The 17,652-nt window shown below is 63.6% G+C and carries 12 protein-coding genes, 1 tRNA gene and 1 pseudogene; 8 read left to right on the top strand and 6 right to left on the bottom strand.

Annotation, left to right across the window (positions count from 1 at the left end; all coding sequences use genetic code 11):
• The first annotated feature begins 2 nt into the window (after positions 1–2).
• The 4 genes from lgt (at position 3) to pyk (ending at position 9,038) form a co-directional block, all read left to right on the top strand.
• Positions 3–1,157, top strand: coding sequence for a prolipoprotein diacylglyceryl transferase (lgt, locus tag QRN11_RS10200; RefSeq protein WP_285250880.1), 1,155 nt, complete (start codon positions 3–5; stop codon positions 1,155–1,157).
• Between the two features lie 262 nt (positions 1,158–1,419).
• On the top strand, positions 1,420–6,033 hold the full coding sequence (gltB, locus tag QRN11_RS10195) for a glutamate synthase large subunit (protein ID WP_285250879.1): 4,614 nt from the start codon (positions 1,420–1,422) through the stop codon (positions 6,031–6,033).
• On the top strand, positions 6,026–7,483 hold the full coding sequence (locus tag QRN11_RS10190) for a glutamate synthase subunit beta (protein WP_285250878.1): 1,458 nt from the start codon (positions 6,026–6,028) through the stop codon (positions 7,481–7,483). Before gltB ends, QRN11_RS10190 begins: the two co-directional genes overlap by 8 nt.
• Positions 7,484–7,547: 64 nt before the next feature.
• Complete coding sequence (gene pyk / locus QRN11_RS10185) at positions 7,548–9,038, top strand: pyruvate kinase (protein ID WP_285250877.1); 1,491 nt, start codon at positions 7,548–7,550, stop codon at positions 9,036–9,038.
• A 126-nt stretch (positions 9,039–9,164) separates the two neighbouring features.
• On the opposite strand, the gene QRN11_RS10180 is transcribed toward pyk, so the two are convergent.
• Positions 9,165–9,770 (bottom strand): ANTAR domain-containing response regulator, encoded by a 606-nt coding sequence (locus QRN11_RS10180; protein ID WP_120691251.1) that lies wholly within the window; start codon positions 9,768–9,770, stop codon positions 9,165–9,167.
• A 205-nt stretch (positions 9,771–9,975) separates the two neighbouring features.
• Between QRN11_RS10180 and QRN11_RS10175 the strand changes: the two genes are divergently transcribed.
• The 3 genes and pseudogenes from QRN11_RS10175 to QRN11_RS10165 form a co-directional block, all read left to right on the top strand.
• A tRNA-Leu gene (locus QRN11_RS10175) sits at positions 9,976–10,057 on the top strand.
• Positions 10,058–10,428: 371 nt separating this feature from the next.
• Positions 10,429–11,184 carry a DUF2971 domain-containing protein gene (locus tag QRN11_RS10170; protein ID WP_285250876.1) on the top strand — a complete coding sequence of 252 codons (756 nt, stop codon included), beginning with the start codon at positions 10,429–10,431 and terminating at the stop codon, positions 11,182–11,184.
• Positions 11,185–11,352: 168 nt separating this feature from the next.
• Positions 11,353–11,914: pseudogene (locus QRN11_RS10165) on the top strand (recombinase family protein); the annotation flags it as partial.
• Between the two features lie 53 nt (positions 11,915–11,967).
• On the opposite strand, the gene QRN11_RS10160 reads toward QRN11_RS10165, so the two are convergent.
• The 5 genes from QRN11_RS10160 to QRN11_RS10140 all read right to left on the bottom strand — a co-directional run bounded on the left by QRN11_RS10160 (position 11,968) and on the right by QRN11_RS10140 (position 16,482).
• Positions 11,968–12,843 (bottom strand): hypothetical protein, encoded by an 876-nt coding sequence (locus QRN11_RS10160; RefSeq protein ID WP_285250875.1) that lies wholly within the window; start codon positions 12,841–12,843, stop codon positions 11,968–11,970.
• A gap of 143 nt (positions 12,844–12,986) precedes the next feature.
• Entirely contained in the window at positions 12,987–13,307 is a 321-nt protein-coding gene (locus tag QRN11_RS22505) for an alpha/beta fold hydrolase (RefSeq protein ID WP_350223978.1), read from the bottom strand.
• Positions 13,189–13,665: a hypothetical protein gene (locus QRN11_RS10150; RefSeq protein ID WP_285250873.1), complete on the bottom strand. Its 477-nt coding sequence runs from the start codon at positions 13,663–13,665 to the stop codon at positions 13,189–13,191. Before QRN11_RS10150 ends, QRN11_RS22505 begins: the two co-directional genes overlap by 119 nt.
• 498 nt (positions 13,666–14,163) lie before the next feature.
• Positions 14,164–15,768 (bottom strand): ABC transporter substrate-binding protein, encoded by a 1,605-nt coding sequence (locus QRN11_RS10145; RefSeq protein ID WP_285250872.1) that lies wholly within the window; start codon positions 15,766–15,768, stop codon positions 14,164–14,166.
• Positions 15,769–16,182: 414 nt separating this feature from the next.
• Positions 16,183–16,482 (bottom strand): hypothetical protein, encoded by a 300-nt coding sequence (locus QRN11_RS10140; protein ID WP_285250871.1) that lies wholly within the window; start codon positions 16,480–16,482, stop codon positions 16,183–16,185.
• A gap of 875 nt (positions 16,483–17,357) precedes the next feature.
• Here QRN11_RS10140 and QRN11_RS10135 point away from each other — a divergent pair.
• A partial coding sequence (locus QRN11_RS10135) for an isocitrate lyase/phosphoenolpyruvate mutase family protein (RefSeq protein ID WP_285250870.1) occupies positions 17,358–17,652 on the top strand: 295 nt, incomplete at its 3' end.

Below are 17,652 nucleotides of genomic sequence, written 5' to 3'. Positions count from 1 at the left end.
CCATGCAGACGCTCCTTCAGGCGGCGGCCTTGGTGCCCGCCAGTATTCCCAGCCCGGACTGGTCCGGGTTCGATATTCCCCTGCCCTGGGGAACGCTGCGCATCCACGCCTACGCCCTATGCATCCTGGCCGGCATCGTGGTGGGCCTGTGGCTCACGTCGGTCCGCTGGGCCAAGCGCGGCGCGCCCGAAGGCAGCGTCTGGGACATCGTGGTTTGGGCCATCCCGTTCGGCATCATCGGCGGCCGGCTCTACCACGTGGTGTCGTCGCCGGACGCCTACTTCGGCCCCGGCTTTGACGGCACCGGCGACCTCTCCCTGATCCCGCAGATCCAGCGCGGCGGCCTGGGCATCTGGGGCGCCGTGGTCCTTGGCGTGGTGGGTGCGTGGATCGGCTGCCGCCGCAGCGGCGTCAAGCTCAGCGCCTTCCTCGACGCCGCCGCCCCCGGGCTGCTGCTCGCCCAGGCCGTCGGCCGTTGGGGCAACTACTTCAACCAGGAACTCTTCGGCGGTCCTACCACATTGCCCTGGGGGCTGCAGATTGACGCCGACAACCCCAACTTCCCGGCGGGAGTAGCCGCGGACACCCTGTTCCACCCCACATTCCTCTACGAATCGCTATGGAACCTGGCCGGCGTCGTCATCCTGCTCGCCCTGGACCGGAAGTTCAGCTTCCGCCGCAGCAGGCTGTTCTGGCTCTACGCCATGTACTACACGCTGGGCCGGGTCTGGATCGAAGCCATGCGCATCGACGATGCAGAACAGATCTCCCTCTTCGGCATCACCACCCGGCTGAATGTCTGGACGAGCATCTTCGTTTTCCTGGCCGCTCTGGTGGCCTTCATCCTGCTGGGACTGAAGAAGCCGGCGGACGCCGAAAGCCCTTATCTTCCGGGCCGGGAACCTGCGGAAAAGCAGCATGAAGCAGCCGTAACAGGCCACGACGATTCGGTCCGTGATGCGGACCCTGTTGTCTCAGATAGTGAATCGCGTGATAATCTCCCTGATAACCAAAGCGGTTCCAGGCCCGATTCCGTCCCCACGGAAGAGGCCTCGGCAGCACCGGCCGGCGTCAAGCCGGGACAGGATGCAACGGCTGCCGGACATTCCGGCAGTACAGCCACAGGAGCCGCACCGGAGGCCGGCACCAGCAAGTAAACCGCCGGCCCAAAGGGCAGCAGGGCCACCGCTCGAAGCTCCCGAAAACCACAGTGTCGTGGCATGGGGCCAGTCTGGACAGCATAGAGCTGCTGTCAGATGAAGCCCTGGGCAGGGGCCTGCGTAACCGTTAGTTCAGCAGGCCGGGCTGACCTACAATTTCCAGTAAGTAACACTTTGTTGTGCCCATGTGAGCGGCGCCCGACGAGTGGGGCCAACGGTGTCCCTTCCATACGCACGATCAGGAGGAAGGACGTCTCCCATGACCCAAACTCTTCACACTCCCAGCTGGTCTGAACCGGATCAGCCTGAGACTGCCATGTCGCCGTTCAAGCGCTTCGCGGCCTTGCCGGAGGCCAGCGGGTTGTACAACCCCGAGCAGGAGAAGGACGCCTGCGGTCTTGCGATTATCGCCACCCTCCGCGGCGAGCCCGGCTACGACATCGTGGACGCCGCCCTCACCGCCCTGCGCAACCTCGAGCACCGTGGTGCCGTGGGTGCGGATGAAGGCACCGGTGACGGCGCAGGTCTCCTCATGCAGATCCCGGATGAGTTCTTCCGTGCAGTCACCGAGTTCGAACTTCCCGCACCCGGCCAGTACGTGGCCGGCACGGCGTTCCTTCCCGCCGAGCAGCGCGAAGCCGACGCCGCGAAGGCCGGCATCGAAGGCCTGGCAGCTGACGAGGGCCTGAAGGTCCTCGGCTGGCGCGAAGTGCCCATTGTGGCCGACCTCGTCGGTGCCATGGCGCGCGCCTGCATGCCCTACTTCTCCCAGCCCTTCCTGGCATCCGCCACTGGTGAGGAACTGGACCGCAACGAACTGGACTCCCGCGCCTGGCGGATCCGCAAGCGTGCCCAGAACAAATTCGGTGTGTACTTCCCGTCGCTGTCCTCGCGGACCATCGTCTACAAGGGCATGCTCACCACCGCCCAGCTGGAGCCGTTCTACCCGGACCTTTCGGACAAGCGGTTCAAGACCAAGCTGGCGATCGTCCACTCACGGTTCTCCACCAACACCTTCCCGTCCTGGCCGCTGGCCCAGCCGTTCCGGACCATCGCCCACAACGGTGAAATCAACACCGTCAAGGGCAACCGGAACTGGATGCGCGCCCGCCAGTCCCAGCTCGCCAACCCGCTGCTGGGCGACTCGCCGGAAGAGCTGTACCCCATCTGCACCCCGGGTGCCTCCGACTCCGCTTCCTTCGATGAGGTAGCCGAGCTGCTCTGGCTCTCGGGCCGCCCCATCACGCATTCGATCATGATGATGATCCCCGAGGCCTGGGAAAACCACGCCACCATGGATCCGGCGCGGCGCGCGTTCTACGAGTACCACTCCCTGCTGATGGAGCCGTGGGACGGCCCCGCAGCTGTTTCCTTCACGGACGGCAACCTCGTGGGCGCCACCCTGGACCGTAACGGCCTGCGCCCCGGCCGCTTCTGGATCACCGAGGACGGCCTGATCGTCTTCGCCTCCGAGGTGGGCGTGATCGACGTCGAGCCCTCCAAGGTGGTCAAGAAGGGCCGCGTGTCCCCGGGCAAGATGTTCCTGGTGGACACCGAAGCCGGCCGCATCATCGACGACGAAGAGGTCAAGGCCGAGGTGGCCGCCGCCAACCCGTGGGCGGAGTGGGTCAAGGACAACCTGATCGACCTCAACGAACTTCCCGAGCGCGAGCACGTGGTCCACACGGCCGCGTCCGTGAACATCCGCCAGCGGACCTTCGGCTACACCACCGAGGAACTGAAGATCCTGCTCGGCCCGATGGCCCGCACCGGTGCCGAACCGCTGGGTGCCATGGGCTCGGACACCCCGGTGGCCGTGCTGTCCAAGCGCCCCCGGCTGCTCTTCGACTACTTCGTGCAGTCCTTCGCCCAGGTGACCAACCCGCCGCTGGACGCCATCCGTGAAGAACTCGTCACGTCGCTGACCTGTGCCATCGGCCCCAACGGCAACCTGCTGGACACCAAGCAGGTCCGCCAGCCCCAGGTGCAGCTGCCGTTCCCGGTGATCAACAACGACCAGCTCGCCAAGATCGCCAACATCGAGGACGCCGACGGCAACCGCGTGGCCATGAAGGTCCGCGGCCTGTACAGGCCCGAAGGCGGCGAGAACGCGCTCCGCGCCCGGCTCACCGAAATCTGCGAGCAGGTTTCCGGCGCGATCAACCGCGGCGTGCAGTACATCGTGCTGTCCGACCGCGACTCGAACGCACAGTGGGCGCCCATCCCGTCCCTGCTGCTGGTCAGCGCCGTGCACCACCACCTGCTCCGCAGTGCCAACCGCACCAAGACCGCCCTGGTGGTCGAGGCCGGCGACGTCCGCGAGACGCACCACGTGGCCGTACTCATCGGCTACGGCGCGTCCGCCGTCAACCCGTACCTGGCCATGGAATCCGTGGAGCAGCTGATCGCTGCCGGCGACGTCACCGGCGTCACCCCGCAGGACGGCGTCTACAACCTCATCAAGGGCCTGGGCAAGGGTGTCCTGAAGATCATGTCCAAGATGGGCATCTCCACCGTGGCGTCCTACACCGGCGCGCAGACGTTCGAGGCACTGGGCCTGGGACAGGAACTGGTGGACGAATTCTTCGCCGGCACACACTCCCAGCTCGGCGGCGTTGGCCTGGACGTCATCGCGGCCGAAGTTTCCGCGCGGCACCAGATGGCCTACCCGGAGGGCGGCATCGAGCAGCCCCACCGCCCGCTGCTGGGCGGCGGCGAGTACCAGTGGCGCCGCGACGGCGAGCCGCACCTCTTCAACCCGGAGACGGTCTTCCGGCTGCAGCACGCCACGCGTGAACGCCGCTATGACATCTTTAAGGCCTACACCAAGGGCGTGGACGACCAGTCCCAGAACCTGATGACCCTGCGCGGGCTGCTCAAGTTCAAGAATGAGCGCCCCGCGGTTCCGCTCGAGGAAGTGGAGCCCGTCTCCAGCATCGTCAAGCGGTTCTCCACGGGTGCCATGAGCTACGGCTCCATCTCCCAGGAGGCTCACGAGACGCTGGCCATCGCCATGAACCAGCTGGGCGGCAAGTCCAACACCGGTGAGGGCGGCGAAGACGTTGACCGGCTGCTCGACCCCAAGCGCCGGTCCGCCGTCAAGCAGATCGCTTCCGGCCGCTTCGGTGTCACGAGCCTCTACCTGACCAACGCCGACGACATCCAGATCAAGATGGCGCAGGGTGCCAAGCCCGGCGAAGGCGGCCAGCTGATGGCGCAGAAGGTCTACCCCTGGGTGGCCCGCACTCGGCACTCGACCCCCGGCGTCGGACTCATCTCCCCGCCCCCGCACCACGACATCTACTCGATCGAGGACCTCGCGCAGCTCATCTATGATGCGAAGCGCGCCAACCCCTCGGCCCGTGTGCACGTCAAGCTCGTCTCCGAGGTGGGGATCGGCACCGTGGCATCGGGCGTGACCAAGGCGAAGGCCGACGTCGTGCTGGTTTCCGGCCACGACGGCGGAACCGGCGCCTCGCCGCTGAACTCGCTCAAGCACGCCGGTGTCCCGTGGGAGCTCGGCCTGGCCGAGACCCAGCAGACGCTGATGCTCAACGGCCTGCGCGACCGCGTGGTGGTGCAGGTTGACGGCCAGCTCAAGACTGGACGCGATGTGGTGATCGCCGCGCTGCTCGGCGGCGAAGAGTTTGGTTTCGCCACCGCACCGCTGGTGGTGGAAGGCTGCATCATGATGCGCGTCTGCCACCTGGACACCTGCCCCGTGGGCGTTGCCACCCAGAACCCGGAACTGCGGGCACGCTTCAGCGGCAAGCCCGAGTTCGTGGTCAACTTCTTCGAGTTCCTCGCCGAGGAAGTCCGCGAGATCCTGGCCGAGCTGGGCTTCCGCAGCCTCGAAGAGGCCATCGGCCATGCCGAGGTCCTCGACGCCCGCGAGGCGATCAACCACTGGAAGGCCGACGGCCTGGACCTGGATCCCATCCTGCACGGGCTGGAGTTCGACGACGACGCCCCGCTGCGGAACATGACCGGGCAGAACCACGAGCTGGACAAGCACTTCGACCAGCGGCTCATCACCATGGCCACCGAGGCCCTGACGGACCGCAGCCCGGTGAAGATCGCCGTTGACGTGATCAACACCGACCGTTCCGTGGGCACCATGCTGGGCCACGTGGTCACCAAGACGTTCGGCACGGATGTCCTGGCCACGGACACCATCGATGTCACCCTGAGCGGCACCGCCGGCCAGTCCCTGGGGGCCTTCCTGCCCGCAGGCATCACCCTGCGGCTGTTCGGCGACTCGAACGACTACGTGGGCAAGGGTCTCTCCGGCGGACGCATCATCGTCCGGCCGGACCGCACCAACGTCTTCAAGGCTGAAACCAATGTCATCGCCGGTAACGTGATCGGCTACGGCGCCACCAGCGGTGAGATGTTCCTGCGCGGCCAGGTGGGCGAACGCTTCCTGGTCCGCAACTCGGGAGCCACCGCCGTCGTCGAAGGCATCGGAGACCACGGCTGCGAGTACATGACCGGCGGCCAGACGCTGATCATTGGCCGCACGGGCCGAAACTTCGGTGCCGGCATGTCCGGCGGCACCGCCTACGTCCTGGACCTGGATACTGCCAAGGTCAACAAGGACGCCCTACAGTCCGGTGAACTCCAGCTCCGCGAGCTGGACGCCGAGGACCGCGACATCGTGCACGGCCTCCTGGTCAAGCACGTTGAAGAAACTGACTCCCAGCTGGCGGCACGCCTCCTCGAAAACTTCGATGACACCGCCGCCCGCATTACCAAGGTGCTGCCGCGGGACTACGCGGCCGTGCTGCAAACCCGCCTCGATGCCATTGAAGAGGGCCTGGACCCCGACGGCGAAGAAGTGTGGTCTCGAATCCTGGAGGTAACCGGTGGCTGATCCACGCGGATTTTTGAAAGTACGTCAGCGTGAAACCCAGCCGCGCCGTCCCGTGCCCGTCCGCATTATGGACTGGAAGGAAGTGTACGAGGCACAGGAAAAGGGCACGCTGAAGGCGCAGGCCGGCCGCTGCATGGACTGCGGCGTCCCGTTCTGCCACCAGGGGTGCCCGCTGGGCAACCTCATTCCTGAGTGGAATGACCTCATGTGGCGGGACAAGGGCGAGGAAGCGATCGAGCGGCTCCACGCCACGAACAACTTCCCTGAGTTCACCGGCCGGCTGTGCCCCGCCCCGTGCGAGGCATCCTGCGTGCTGGGCATCAACCAGCCCGCCGTCACCATCAAGCAGGTGGAAGTCTCCATCATCGACGAGGCCTGGGACAACGGCTGGGTCAGCCCCCTGCCGCCGGCACGTTTGACCGGAAAGACCGTTGCCGTCGTCGGCTCCGGCCCTGCCGGCCTGGCCGTGGCGCAGCAGCTGACCCGCGTGGGCCACACCGTTGCGGTGTACGAGCGGGACGACAAGATCGGCGGCCTGCTGCGGTACGGCATCCCCGATTTCAAGATGGAAAAAGAGCAGGTTGACCGCCGCATCGAGCAGATGAAGTCGGAGGGTACCCGCTTCCGCACCGGTGTCAACGTGGGGACGGATGTGACCTGGGAGCAGCTGCGCAGGCGCTACGACGCCGTCGTGGTCTGCACCGGCGCTACCGTTCCGCGCGACCTGCCCATTCCGGGCCGGGACCTCGACGGCGTCCACTTCGCCATGGATTACCTGGTGCCGGCCAACCGTGTTGTTGCGGGGGAGCAGGTGGAGGACCAGATCCACGCGCAGGGCAAGCACGTGGTGATCCTGGGCGGCGGCGATACCGGTGCGGACTGCCTGGGCACCGCGCACCGCCACGGTGCTGCTTCGGTGACCACCCTGGCCATCGGCAAGCAGCCGCCGGCCGAGCGTGCCAGCCACCAGCCCTGGCCGACGTTCCCCACCTTGTTCGAAGTTGCCAGCGCGCACGAGGAAGGCGGCGAGCGGACCTACCTCGCCTCCACCGTGGAGTTCGTGGGCGAAAACGGCAAGCTTACCGGCGTCAAGGTTGCCGAGACGGAATTCGTGGACGGCAAGCGCCTGCCCAAGGCCGGCACCGAGCGGATCATCCCCGCTGACCTGGTATTTCTCTCCCTGGGGTTCACCGGCGCGGAGCCTGCGGGCATCACCGAGCAGGTGCACGCCGAGTTCGACGGCCGCGGCAACGTGTCCCGCGACGGCTACTACATGACCAACACAGAGGGCGTCTTTGTGGCGGGTGACGCTGGACGTGGACAGTCCCTCATTGTGTGGGCCATCGCCGAAGGACGCGCCGCCGCCGCAGCCGTGGACAAGTACCTGATGGGCAGCACCATCCTGCCCGCACCCGTGGCGCCGACGGACCGTGCCATCGCCGTCCTCTGATGCAGCACCGAGGGTTCACCTCGTCGACAACTTAACCAATGCAAGAGACCAATAGGGTAGGTATATGAGACGCGCAAAAATTGTGGCTACGTTCGGCCCGGCAATTGCCAGCTATGAAAACACCCTCGCGGTGCTGGAAGCCGGTGTTGACGTTGCTCGTATGAACATGAGCCACGGCGACTACTCCGTGCATGACAACACCTACGAAAACGTCCGGAAGGCAGCCGCCGATCTTGGCAAAGCTGTGGCCATCATGGCCGACCTGCAGGGACCCAAGATCCGTCTGGGCCGGTTCGTTGACGGCCCGCACGCCCTCGCCGTCGGTGACATCTTCACCATCACCACCGAGGACGTTCCCGGCACCAAGGACATCTGCTCCACCACGCTGAAGAGCCTCACCGAGGACGTCAACGTGGGGGATGCGCTGCTGATCGACGACGGCAAGGTGGCCCTGCGTGCCACGGCAGTCGACGACGTCAAGGTTGTTGCCGAGGTGACCGTGGGCGGCATGGTGTCCAACAACAAGGGCATCAACCTGCCGGGTGTGGCTGTCAACGTCCCCGCGCTGAGCGAAAAGGATGAGGACGACCTCCGCTGGGCCATGCGCCGCGGTGTGGACCTGGTGGCACTGTCCTTCGTGCGCGACGCCTCCGACATCCGCCGCGTGCACGAGATCATGGACGAAGAAGGCCGCCGCGTGCCCGTCATCGCCAAGATCGAAAAGCCGCAGGCCGTGGAGCAGCTGCCCGAGATCATCGACGCGTTCGACGCCATCATGGTGGCCCGTGGCGACCTTGGTGTGGAGCTTCCGCTGGAGGAAGTGCCGATCGTGCAGAAGCGCGCCATCGAACTGGCCCGCCGCTGGGCCAAGCCGGTCATCGTGGCAACCCAGGTCCTGGAATCCATGATCGACAACCCGCGCCCCACACGCGCAGAGGCATCCGACTGCGCCAACGCTGTGCTTGATGGTGCCGACGCCGTAATGCTCTCGGGCGAAACCAGCGTGGGCAAATACCCGATCGAGACCGTCAAGACCATGGCCCGGATCATCGAATCCACCGAGGTCCACGGCCTGGAGCGCGTCCCCCCGCTGGGCACCAAGCCCAAGACCCGCGGTGGCGCCATCACCCGTGCCGCCGTCGAAATCGCCGATCAGCTGGACGCCAAGTACATCTGTGCGTTCACTCAGTCCGGTGACTCCGCACGCCGCCTGTCACGCCTGCGGCCGATCAAGCCCGTCTTCGCGTTTACCCCGGTGGAGCAGGTCTGGAACCAGTTGGCGCTGACCTGGGGCATCCAGCCGGTGCTGGTGCAGATGGTGGACCACACCGACGCCATGACCGCGCAGGTTGACCGCAGCCTCGAGGAAATGGGACTCGTCGAGGACGGTGACCTGGTGGTCATCGCCGCCGGTTCGCCTCCCGGAAAGGCCGGTTCGACGAACTCGCTGAAGGTGCACAAGGTAGGCGACCTCGCTGACTCCACGCGCGCCGGTGAAGTCACCAGCAACAAGGAAAAGCTCGGCCCCTGGCCGGAAAGAAAGAAGAAGGCCTAAGCTTTCTGACACGGAAAAGGACCCCCGCCGGTTGGCGGGGGTCCTTTTTCGTTGGGCTTGGGGGTGGTACCGGGTGGCCGGAACCCGGCAGGACGCCGTCGTGCGTTACCTGCCGGGATGCCGAGGTTAGTTGACCTGGTTGATGATGGTCTCGGCGACTTCGCGCATGCTCAGGCGGCGGTCCATGGAGGTCTTCTGGATCCAGCGGAAGGCTTCCGGTTCGGTGAGGCCCATCTTGGTGGTGAGCAGGCTCTTGGCGCGCTCCACGAGCTTGCGGGTGGCGAACTGCTCCTGGAGATCGGAGACTTCGCTTTCCAGTGCCTTGATCTCCTCGTGCCTGGAGAGGGCGATTTCCAGGGCGGGGATAAGGTCCGCGGGGGTGAAGGGCTTCACCACGTAGGCCATGGCGCCGGCGTCGCGGGCGCGCTCCACGAGTTCCTTCTGGCTGAAGGCGGTCAGCAGCACCACGGGGGCGATGCGGGCCTTGACGATCTTTTCGGCTGCGGAGATGCCGTCCATGACGGGCATCTTGACGTCCATCAGGACCAGGTCCGGCTTCAGTTCCTCGGCCAGCTGGACGGCCTTCTCGCCGTTGTCTGCTTCGCCGATGACGTCATAGCCTTCGCCGCGCAGGATTTCGATGATGTCGAGGCGGATGAGGGTTTCATCCTCGGCCACAACGACGCGGCGCGCCGGCTGGGACGATGGTTTTGACTCCGTCTGTTCAGTCACGGGATCTCCTTGGAAAGGTACGGCGGGGACATCACTATCTTAGGTGTGCGCCCGGTCCAGTACTTGATCTGCATGGTCGGTTGCGGCGTCGGCGGCGCGATTCTGGAATTCAGCCTATCTGCATGTAGAGTAATTCCGCGTACGTGAAGCGATCGCGTTGCTCACAATCAGCTGTGGGCGTACCCTTTTGCTTCGTGTAATCCGCGCCCGAGTGGCGGAATTGGCAGACGCGCCGCACTCAAAATGCGGTATCGAAAGGTGTGTGGGTTCGAGTCCCACCTCGGGCACAGTGTTTTCCCAGGTCAAGAGCTTTTTATCTTTTTGGTGTTGACAAAGCTTGACTTTTCGGTGGGGCACACCTTGCAAGAAGTTTTGTGTCTTTGCCAACGGACACTGGGCTCGCAGTGCGCCCCCTGCATATCGCAGCTCAGACGTTCCTCGATGACTCAACCTGAATCCTTTGCCGCGTAAGCGCTGAACTAGTGCGCGGGTGGTGCGTGTACATCCGATGGGTTGGTCCCTGCCACGGACTACGACGGCACAGAGGCACGCGGCGCGCACCGAGGAGTCTTGTTCATGGACAAAGTGAGGAATTGGCCGGTATTCCCCACTTCACGTCGAAGTGCAGGGAGCTAATGGGTCAGCTACGGTGGAAAACATGTTCGCGACCGATTCCCATCCAAGCTTCACCAATGTGCCTGATGATGACTCCATACTCTGGCGGTATGTGGATCTCCCTCGATTCCTCTCGCTGCTTGAGGAGGAGGCTATCCCCTTCATTCGGCTGGACCAGATGCGCGACAAGTGGGAAGGCGCGTACACCCAGGCCAACCTCGAGCGCAACAGCAAGCTGTATCGGCCTTTTGCATACCTCGACGGCCTTCCTGTGAGTCGCCGCGAGAAGATGCTACGTACGGAGCACATCAATTGCTGGCACGAGTCACCAGAGGAGTCAGCTGCCATGTGGGACATTTACCAGCGAGACGGCCGCGGAGTCGCCGTCAGGACAACCTGGGGCGATCTGAAGGCCAGCCTCGGCTCGGAGAACGTAATTTACGGAGCGCGCGTTAAGTATGCCGACTACAAGTCGGAGCTGATACGGGAAGATAACCTCTATTACGCACTCATGAATAAGAGGAAAAGCTTCGCGCATGAGAGGGAAGTCCGCCTTATCACATCCACTGCTAAGCGGGAAGTCCGCCACGATGAGAAGACAAATTCACGAACAACGCACTATGCGTCCGGGCCCATTGTATTGCCCGTAGCAATGGACCTGAATCGGCTGATAAGCAGCGTCTACGTCGCGCCTGATGCTCAGCCTTGGATCGCGGCTCTCGTGACCAAGATCGTGAAGCGGTATGGCTATGACTTTGAGGTCAGGCAGTCTGATTTGTACAACGACCCCGTCCAATAGGCGCAAGACTTGGGGTGGTCTTGGCGCGCCTTACCTACTCCGTCCATCGTCCAGCGGCGGCCGCGTGAGTCGGCAGAATGGCCGGGTGCTCGACGTCTCGTAAAAGGTGTCTTGCAGTGGATCGTGTCGTCGTAGGTGCAATGGGGGATTTCGAGTCAGAGTTGCCTCGTGTGGCAACTGGGTTACATCCGGATCAGTGCTTCAAGCCAGGACGCGCAGCAGCAGCTGGCCGCGCTGGTTACCGCTGGTGTGTAGAAGCGGGATGTCTTCGCCTATATGACTTGGGGTAGCAAGACGGCGATCGAGCGTCCGGGAATGAAAAGGCTCCTCGAGTACGCTGTCGCGGATGACACCATTGTTGTGTCGCGGTTCGACCGGCTGGGCCTGCCGCTGACCGACGTGCTGAAAACGTTGGCCCTGTTGCTCGGCCGCGGTGTCCAGGTCCGGTCCATCTCCGGTGGCATCGACTCGACGACCTCGACCGGCCTTGTTGTCTATGCTCGCAATCCTTGCCGAGTATGAGCCCGAGCTCATTGTCGAGCGGGTCAGCGCCGGCATTTCCGCAGCACGCTGAGAACGGCACACGCTTCGGCCGGCCGTTGTCTGACCCCCGTCATCGCTGACAAACTAGCGACTGCGCAGGGTGCCCATGCGACGGGACGTACAGCCGGAAGCCGCTGCCCGGCTCGTGGACTGGAGCCGGGTAACTCTTTATCGACACCAGCAGGCACAGCCCAGGTCTGATGCCCAACATTGGCTCCCCATGAGTACGGTGTCGCAGAGCTACTCTGTCGGGGGTGCACTGTCACGGGTTACCGTGACCTGGGTGCTGACTGTGCGCCGGTAAACATCACTGATGGTTGCGTCGCGGTGCGCGAAAATCGGATAGCCCCGCCCGGTGTCGTCGGGTGTAGGCTGCGGTGCCCAAGTGCACTTCAGGACCCTGGAGATATCGGCGTTTGCCCCGATTTCCGGAATCAAAGCGTTCAATTGCACGGCGAGGGCCGAAACAACTAGGTCTTCATCGGGTGCCATGAGCGCCCAACCACTCGGGTGTTTCGCTGTTCCTTCAGGGATGCCTCCCTTAGAGTTGGGTGCACCTACGAGCATGATCTTGGTCAGGCCGTACTGGTCGACAGTGTGCCATGTGTAGGGCGGATGCGACTCCTTGTGGTCAAGAAATGCCCTAAATGCGCGGGCCTTCTCAAGCAACGGGTACGCCTGGTCCATGAAGATGCCTTTCGGCTTCCACCAAGTCAGGAATTTGCTGATGGAGTGCGTTGGCGCCTCCCCAAAGGTGTTCGTGTGTCGCCGAATCACGGATAACATCGCGGACACCGCCGAGTAGTAGGTATGGAAAAAGTCGTGTGTAGCGCTGAAGAGGACTTCTTGCTGCCGCGGGGTGGGATGGACGTTGGGGTAGTACACGCTCACTTGTCCAAAAACGCCCCGGGCCGCCTGGAGCTGATCTCTCTTCTTGAGAAGGTTTTGCAAAGACTCTGCAAGGTCAGCCATGGTGTGCCTCTGGCCTTCCGTGGAGTCCCAATGTGTGAATTCGTGGGACCAAAGGTCAACGTAGCCGGGGCCCACCCGAAAATGGAACGGGACCTTGGGCGAACCGTTCTTCAGCGCTGTTGCCATGGCTGCGCCCTCCACCATACACATTTCTCCATGAAGCCGAGTGTAGCGTCGGTATACCTTCCTCTTCGGCTAGGCCACGTAGAGCGGACCCCGCTGGGCTCGGGCCGAAAAAGTACTTTTCTGCCTCTTAACTGCTGTCCTTATGTCGTTAGCTGCGCCTGTTACGAGCGGATGTCGAGGTAGTGCCGAATCGCCCGGGCCGTTTCCTCCGGTGCGCTGACGTGGGGGCAGTGCCCGGTGGCCTGAAGCTGCACCAGGGTGCTGTGTTCCAGGCTCTTGTGCAGGTAGGCGCCCACTTCCGGCGTGGCAAGCCGATCTTTGAAGCACTGCAGAATCAGGCAGTTGGTGCGCACCTTTTTCAGTTCAGGGCGGGTGTCGGAAAAGAAAGTAACCCCGGCGAAGTGGCGTGCGATGGCGGGATTTGTCCGGCAGAAGCTGGCACGCAGGTCCTCCGCTAATTCCGGCTCCTGCGGGTTGCCCATGACCATCGGCGCCAGGGCCGCGGCCCAGGCGCCGATGGTTGCTGTCCAGAGATGCCAGCAGGCCCTCGATGTCTTCCCGCAAAAGCCCGCCCACATAGCCGTCGTACGGGTCATCGGTATGGCGGGGTGAAGGAGCAAGCAGGACAAGCCGGGAGAAACGGTTGGGGTCCTGCACCGCGGCGATCACGCCGGGCTGCTGGCGCATCCGCGGCACGAACACGTGGTGACCGTGCAGAACGCCCCACCAGTTGACGTTCATCATCATTGGAAGTCTGTGTACGCGGTATCCCATGACGCCCGGAACAGGCGCCACCGCTTCGAGCTTCGACATATCGGTCTGCACAGCGATCGCGTTCACCCCGAGTGCCAAGAGCTCATTGCGGGTAGCCTCGGCCGCTTGAAGATCGATGTCCGCTATCGCGACGTTGATATCTTCCCTTGCGAACGTCTATGCCACTAACCGCCCATCCCCGTTACGGCCCCAGCGATGACCGCGGTGCGGCCCCGCAAGTTCTCCATGACATTTCCTTTCGTCGGCTGGCAGAGGCGTGCCACCCCGGTGGTTGAGCGTCAGCACGCCGGATCGACTCAGGCATGCTGGTCGAGCCACCAGCGGATGGCGTGGTGAGAGCGGTGCCCGACGCGGGTCGACAACATCTTCAAAACGTACTTGACCCTTGCTAGTCCAAGGTGCTGCTGACCGGGTCACTGACTCCGCGGCGGATCATCGATACGGCCGGCTATCGCGTCGGCGACCGCCGAGGGCCGTTCGATGCACCTTGGGATGTCGGCACTGCAAGGTAACGAGGGAGCAGTTTCCGTCGTCCAGTGGCCGATCCGGTTAACCCCGTGATTGTCACTTGGCGGCCAATCCGACACTTCGGAGGTAGGCGTACCCGTTTTGGTACGGGCTGAGCCCTACGACGTTGTCCCGCCCGACAACCTGAAGCGCCGGGTGCATCAGCGACAGGACCGTGGCGTCCTCAGCGATCGCCTTGGCCAGGGCCCTCAGGGTTTCAGTGCGCTCGTCTGAGGGCGGCGTGTTCAGAGCCTCTGCCAGCGGGTCGGCGATCGATGCGGGCGGAGCGCCATTGATGTTCAGCGCCGAACTCTCGCCGACCAGTGAATTGAGGAGCATGCCTGGATCCGGATGCCCGGCGGAGTACTGGATACGAAGGTCGTAAGTCTTCCCCGACCATTCCTGCGAGGCACGGACGGCCTCAACAGGGACGATCTCGGGCTTTGCCCCGATGTTCCCCACTATTCCCGCGACGGCTTCGGCCAGAGCCAGCTGGGTGGAGACGTTGTACACGAGGATCCGGACAGTCGTACCGGCGAGGCCGGAGCTTGCGGCCAGCTGCTTTGCCTGGTCTACATCCGGGCCGTGCTCGAGCTCGGGCACGAACGCGGGATGGCTCTTTGGAAACAGCTGCGTATTCGGCTCGCCCTCCCCATACGTCGCTTTCAGGAGCGGCGCCCGATCGATCGCGAGATCGACGGCCCGACGAGCATCGCCCGACTTGAACACGCCATCCCGATTGAACAGCAGGGCAATCTGTCCGAAGTCCGCCGCGGCAGCCTTCTGAAAGCCGGGGCCCAGTGCTGTGAATGACTTTAGGTCAGTGTTCGTGGCGTCGATCTCGCCAGACTTGAGCTGGTTGAGCCGAGACTGCTGATCCGGCACGATCTTCACCTTCAGTAGGGCAGCACCGGCCTGATCCTTGACCCACGAGGTCTCCGACCGCTTGAAGGACAGTGCGTCGGGAGAGACCGACGTGAGCACGTACGGTCCGGTCCCGGCGGAACCTGAGGCGAGGAGGTTGTCGTTCCCGATCGCCTTGGGACTGATCATCATGCCGGCCAGCGACGCGAGCTCACCGAGTATGGCGCCGCGCTTCTCGCCCAGCGAAAAGACGACTGTCGAGGGGTCCGGAGCTTCCACCGAGGTGATCGCAGCAAGGGAGGCTTTCTGCTGCGGACCGGCCTGCTTCGCCGACTCGATATTCGCCACCACCGCTTCCGCGTCGAAGGGCTCCCCATCCGAGAACTCCACCCCCTGCCGCACCGTCATCGTCAGTGTCGAGGGACCCGTAAACTCCCACTTCTCCGCCAGCTGCGGAGTGAATGAGCCATCAGTGCCTACCGTCAGCAGCGTGTCATAAGCCAGCCGCAGAAACTGAAGATCCGTGGGTTGAGGAGTGTTGTGGGGATCCGCCAGCGCCAGCGGCGTGGGTCCAGCCCATACGAACGTCGCGCTCGGATCCATCTGTGCATTCGCCTCGAGTTCGGCCGAGTTGCTCGGCCCGGGCGCCTTGCTCGCACTGCAGCCGGTGAGCAAGATCGCGGCTGCGGCGATCAGGCTGACGGCGCTGAGCCACCCGTGACCGCGCTTCGCGCCCGGTCCCAGTGGATGCGTGCCGTCCGCTGTCGTTGTGGAGTCTCTGGGTGGCTTGAACGTCATAGTTCAGGACCTTTCCTCATGGTCGGCGGCGAATCTCGCCGCAATCAACCGCCGCTCTGCAAGGCCACTCAATGAAAATAATGATTACATTGGATATAGTAGATAGCCCTGATTCACGGATGCTAGCCGATTTTCTCCACCGGCGTCAACGGTCCCCTCTGCCTCATCACGGTGTCCGCCGAGCGGGATGCCGCGGGGGGTGTCCGCCGCTCGGCAATGTGAGCCATGGAGCTGTCGATGAGTGGACGCAGGGCTGTTACCAAGGCGATTGCCACACGGATGCCCACTCAGATCAGGCGGTGAAGAAGCAGGTTTTGGACGAGTTGTGCGCGACGAGGGGCTGGCACCGTGACCACGCCCGGAGGGCGTTATGGCCGGCATGGTGTTGATGCCTGTCCGGCCGCGGTCGCCGCTCTACGGGAAGCCAGTGATCGAGGCACTGCGGTTCTGCGGTCGGTGCAGGGGACCCCGTGCGCGCGGCTGCTCGCAGCTGCCCTGCCGGACCTGATCAGACGCCTGGGCCGGTTCAAGGAACTGCAGATCGATGACGCCACGGCGGGGCAGTTCCTGCGCATCGGCCGCAGCGAGATCGAGAGCGCGGGTTGCCGCAATTTTCGCGGAGCAGACGGGGCAGGCCCAGGTAGATCCGCAGGTGGCCATGCCGGAGAACCCGGCTTTTTTGTCGGCACCGGAACCGGAGAGCTTGACGGCCACGTTACGTCAGGCAAGACGCCATGGTGGCTGCACACGCGGACCCGCGAAACAGTAGTGAGATCCCAGAGGATACGGCGGGCAGAATGCCGCTCAGAACGGCCAGAACGCGCCGCTGCTGGCTTAGCGTCGGGGGAGAGGTTACGCAAGACGACCATTGACCGCCGGCTCAAACCGGAGTGGGCAGAACTTGGTCCCCTGGCCCGGGCCGGTCTCACGCCAAGCCCGGAGCTTTGCTGAAAGACTCCATCCCAAGCGGACCTGGGCCGAGTAGGACGAGGCGGTGCCCGGGTTCGTCGAGATCGATCTGATTGGCCACGAGGGCGGCAACAGCAGGGGCGAGTTCTGCTTCGCCTTGGATATCACCAACATTGCCGCCGGCTGGTCCGAGACCCGGTCGCTCAGGAACAAGGCCCCCAGAAATGTGCGTTCTGACCTATTCAGGCACCGTCCTCGGGCCGCAAAAAAGTGGCCTCGACGGGAAAACTAGCCCTTGACCGCGGTTGTCATCGGGCGTCAGTTCAGGTCCTCAGCGCCGAACTCCAACATCGACCAAAGCGAAACAGGGCACCAAACCCAGCCCGCCATCCGGGCAACACCAAATGATTCCGCGAAACAACCCAGACGCGGATCTTGAACATGATTCTTCGGACGCCCCGTAACGAGCCGTTATTGTCCCGATTTGTCGAACGTCTAAACGCCCGGGATGAGCGTCAATAACCGACTGCATGAGTCCGCTTGGCCGCCGCTGCTAATGGTTAGAATAGAATGGCCAATGTGCCCAAACTAGGATCCCTGATACCAGTGCACGATGCATTGGCTGCTCGGGTTTATCCCGTTGCCGGGCCGGGACCATCTAACGGAAAGTCAGCGAGGTCATGATCGAGAAGAAGACTACTCAGCTTCGCAGGATTTTCGAGAGCCCTGAGGCTACGTTGATGCCTTTTGGTTGCTTGCCGATCCATGCTCAGATGGCCGAGCGTGCGGGGTTCGCTGCGTTCGAAGTAGGAGGTGCCAGTTCGGCTTGGTGGGTTGGTGGTGTGGCTGATGTCGGGTTTTTGACGATGACTGAGGTGGTTCAGCACGCGGCAATGGTTGCTCGCTCGGTTGATATACCCGTGTACTGTGACGCGGACACCGGTTACGGTGCCCCGGTGAACGTGCGCCGCATGA

The sequence above is a fragment of the Pseudarthrobacter sp. fls2-241-R2A-168 genome, assembly GCF_030209335.1.
In the GTDB taxonomy this organism is placed as follows: domain Bacteria; phylum Actinomycetota; class Actinomycetes; order Actinomycetales; family Micrococcaceae; genus Arthrobacter.
The sequence above is the reverse complement of the archived record's forward strand: the minus strand, read 5'-3'. Positions and strand labels throughout refer to the sequence as shown.

Excerpts from the sequence above, each read along its gene's own strand:
- QRN11_RS10160 (WP_285250875.1), bottom strand. The coding sequence starts at position 12,843 with ATGGTGGAGGGCGCAGCCATGGCAACAGCGCTGAAGAACGGTTCGCCC.
- QRN11_RS10170 (WP_285250876.1), top strand. The coding sequence starts at position 10,429 with ATGTTCGCGACCGATTCCCATCCAAGCTTCACCAATGTGCCTGATGAT.
- lgt (WP_285250880.1), top strand. The coding sequence starts at position 3 with ATGCAGACGCTCCTTCAGGCGGCGGCCTTGGTGCCCGCCAGTATTCCC.
- pyk (WP_285250877.1), top strand. The coding sequence starts at position 7,548 with ATGAGACGCGCAAAAATTGTGGCTACGTTCGGCCCGGCAATTGCCAGC.
- QRN11_RS10145 (WP_285250872.1), bottom strand. The coding sequence starts at position 15,768 with ATGACGTTCAAGCCACCCAGAGACTCCACAACGACAGCGGACGGCACG.
- QRN11_RS22505 (WP_350223978.1), bottom strand. The coding sequence starts at position 13,307 with ATGGGCAACCCGCAGGAGCCGGAATTAGCGGAGGACCTGCGTGCCAGC.
- gltB (WP_285250879.1), top strand. The coding sequence starts at position 1,420 with ATGACCCAAACTCTTCACACTCCCAGCTGGTCTGAACCGGATCAGCCT.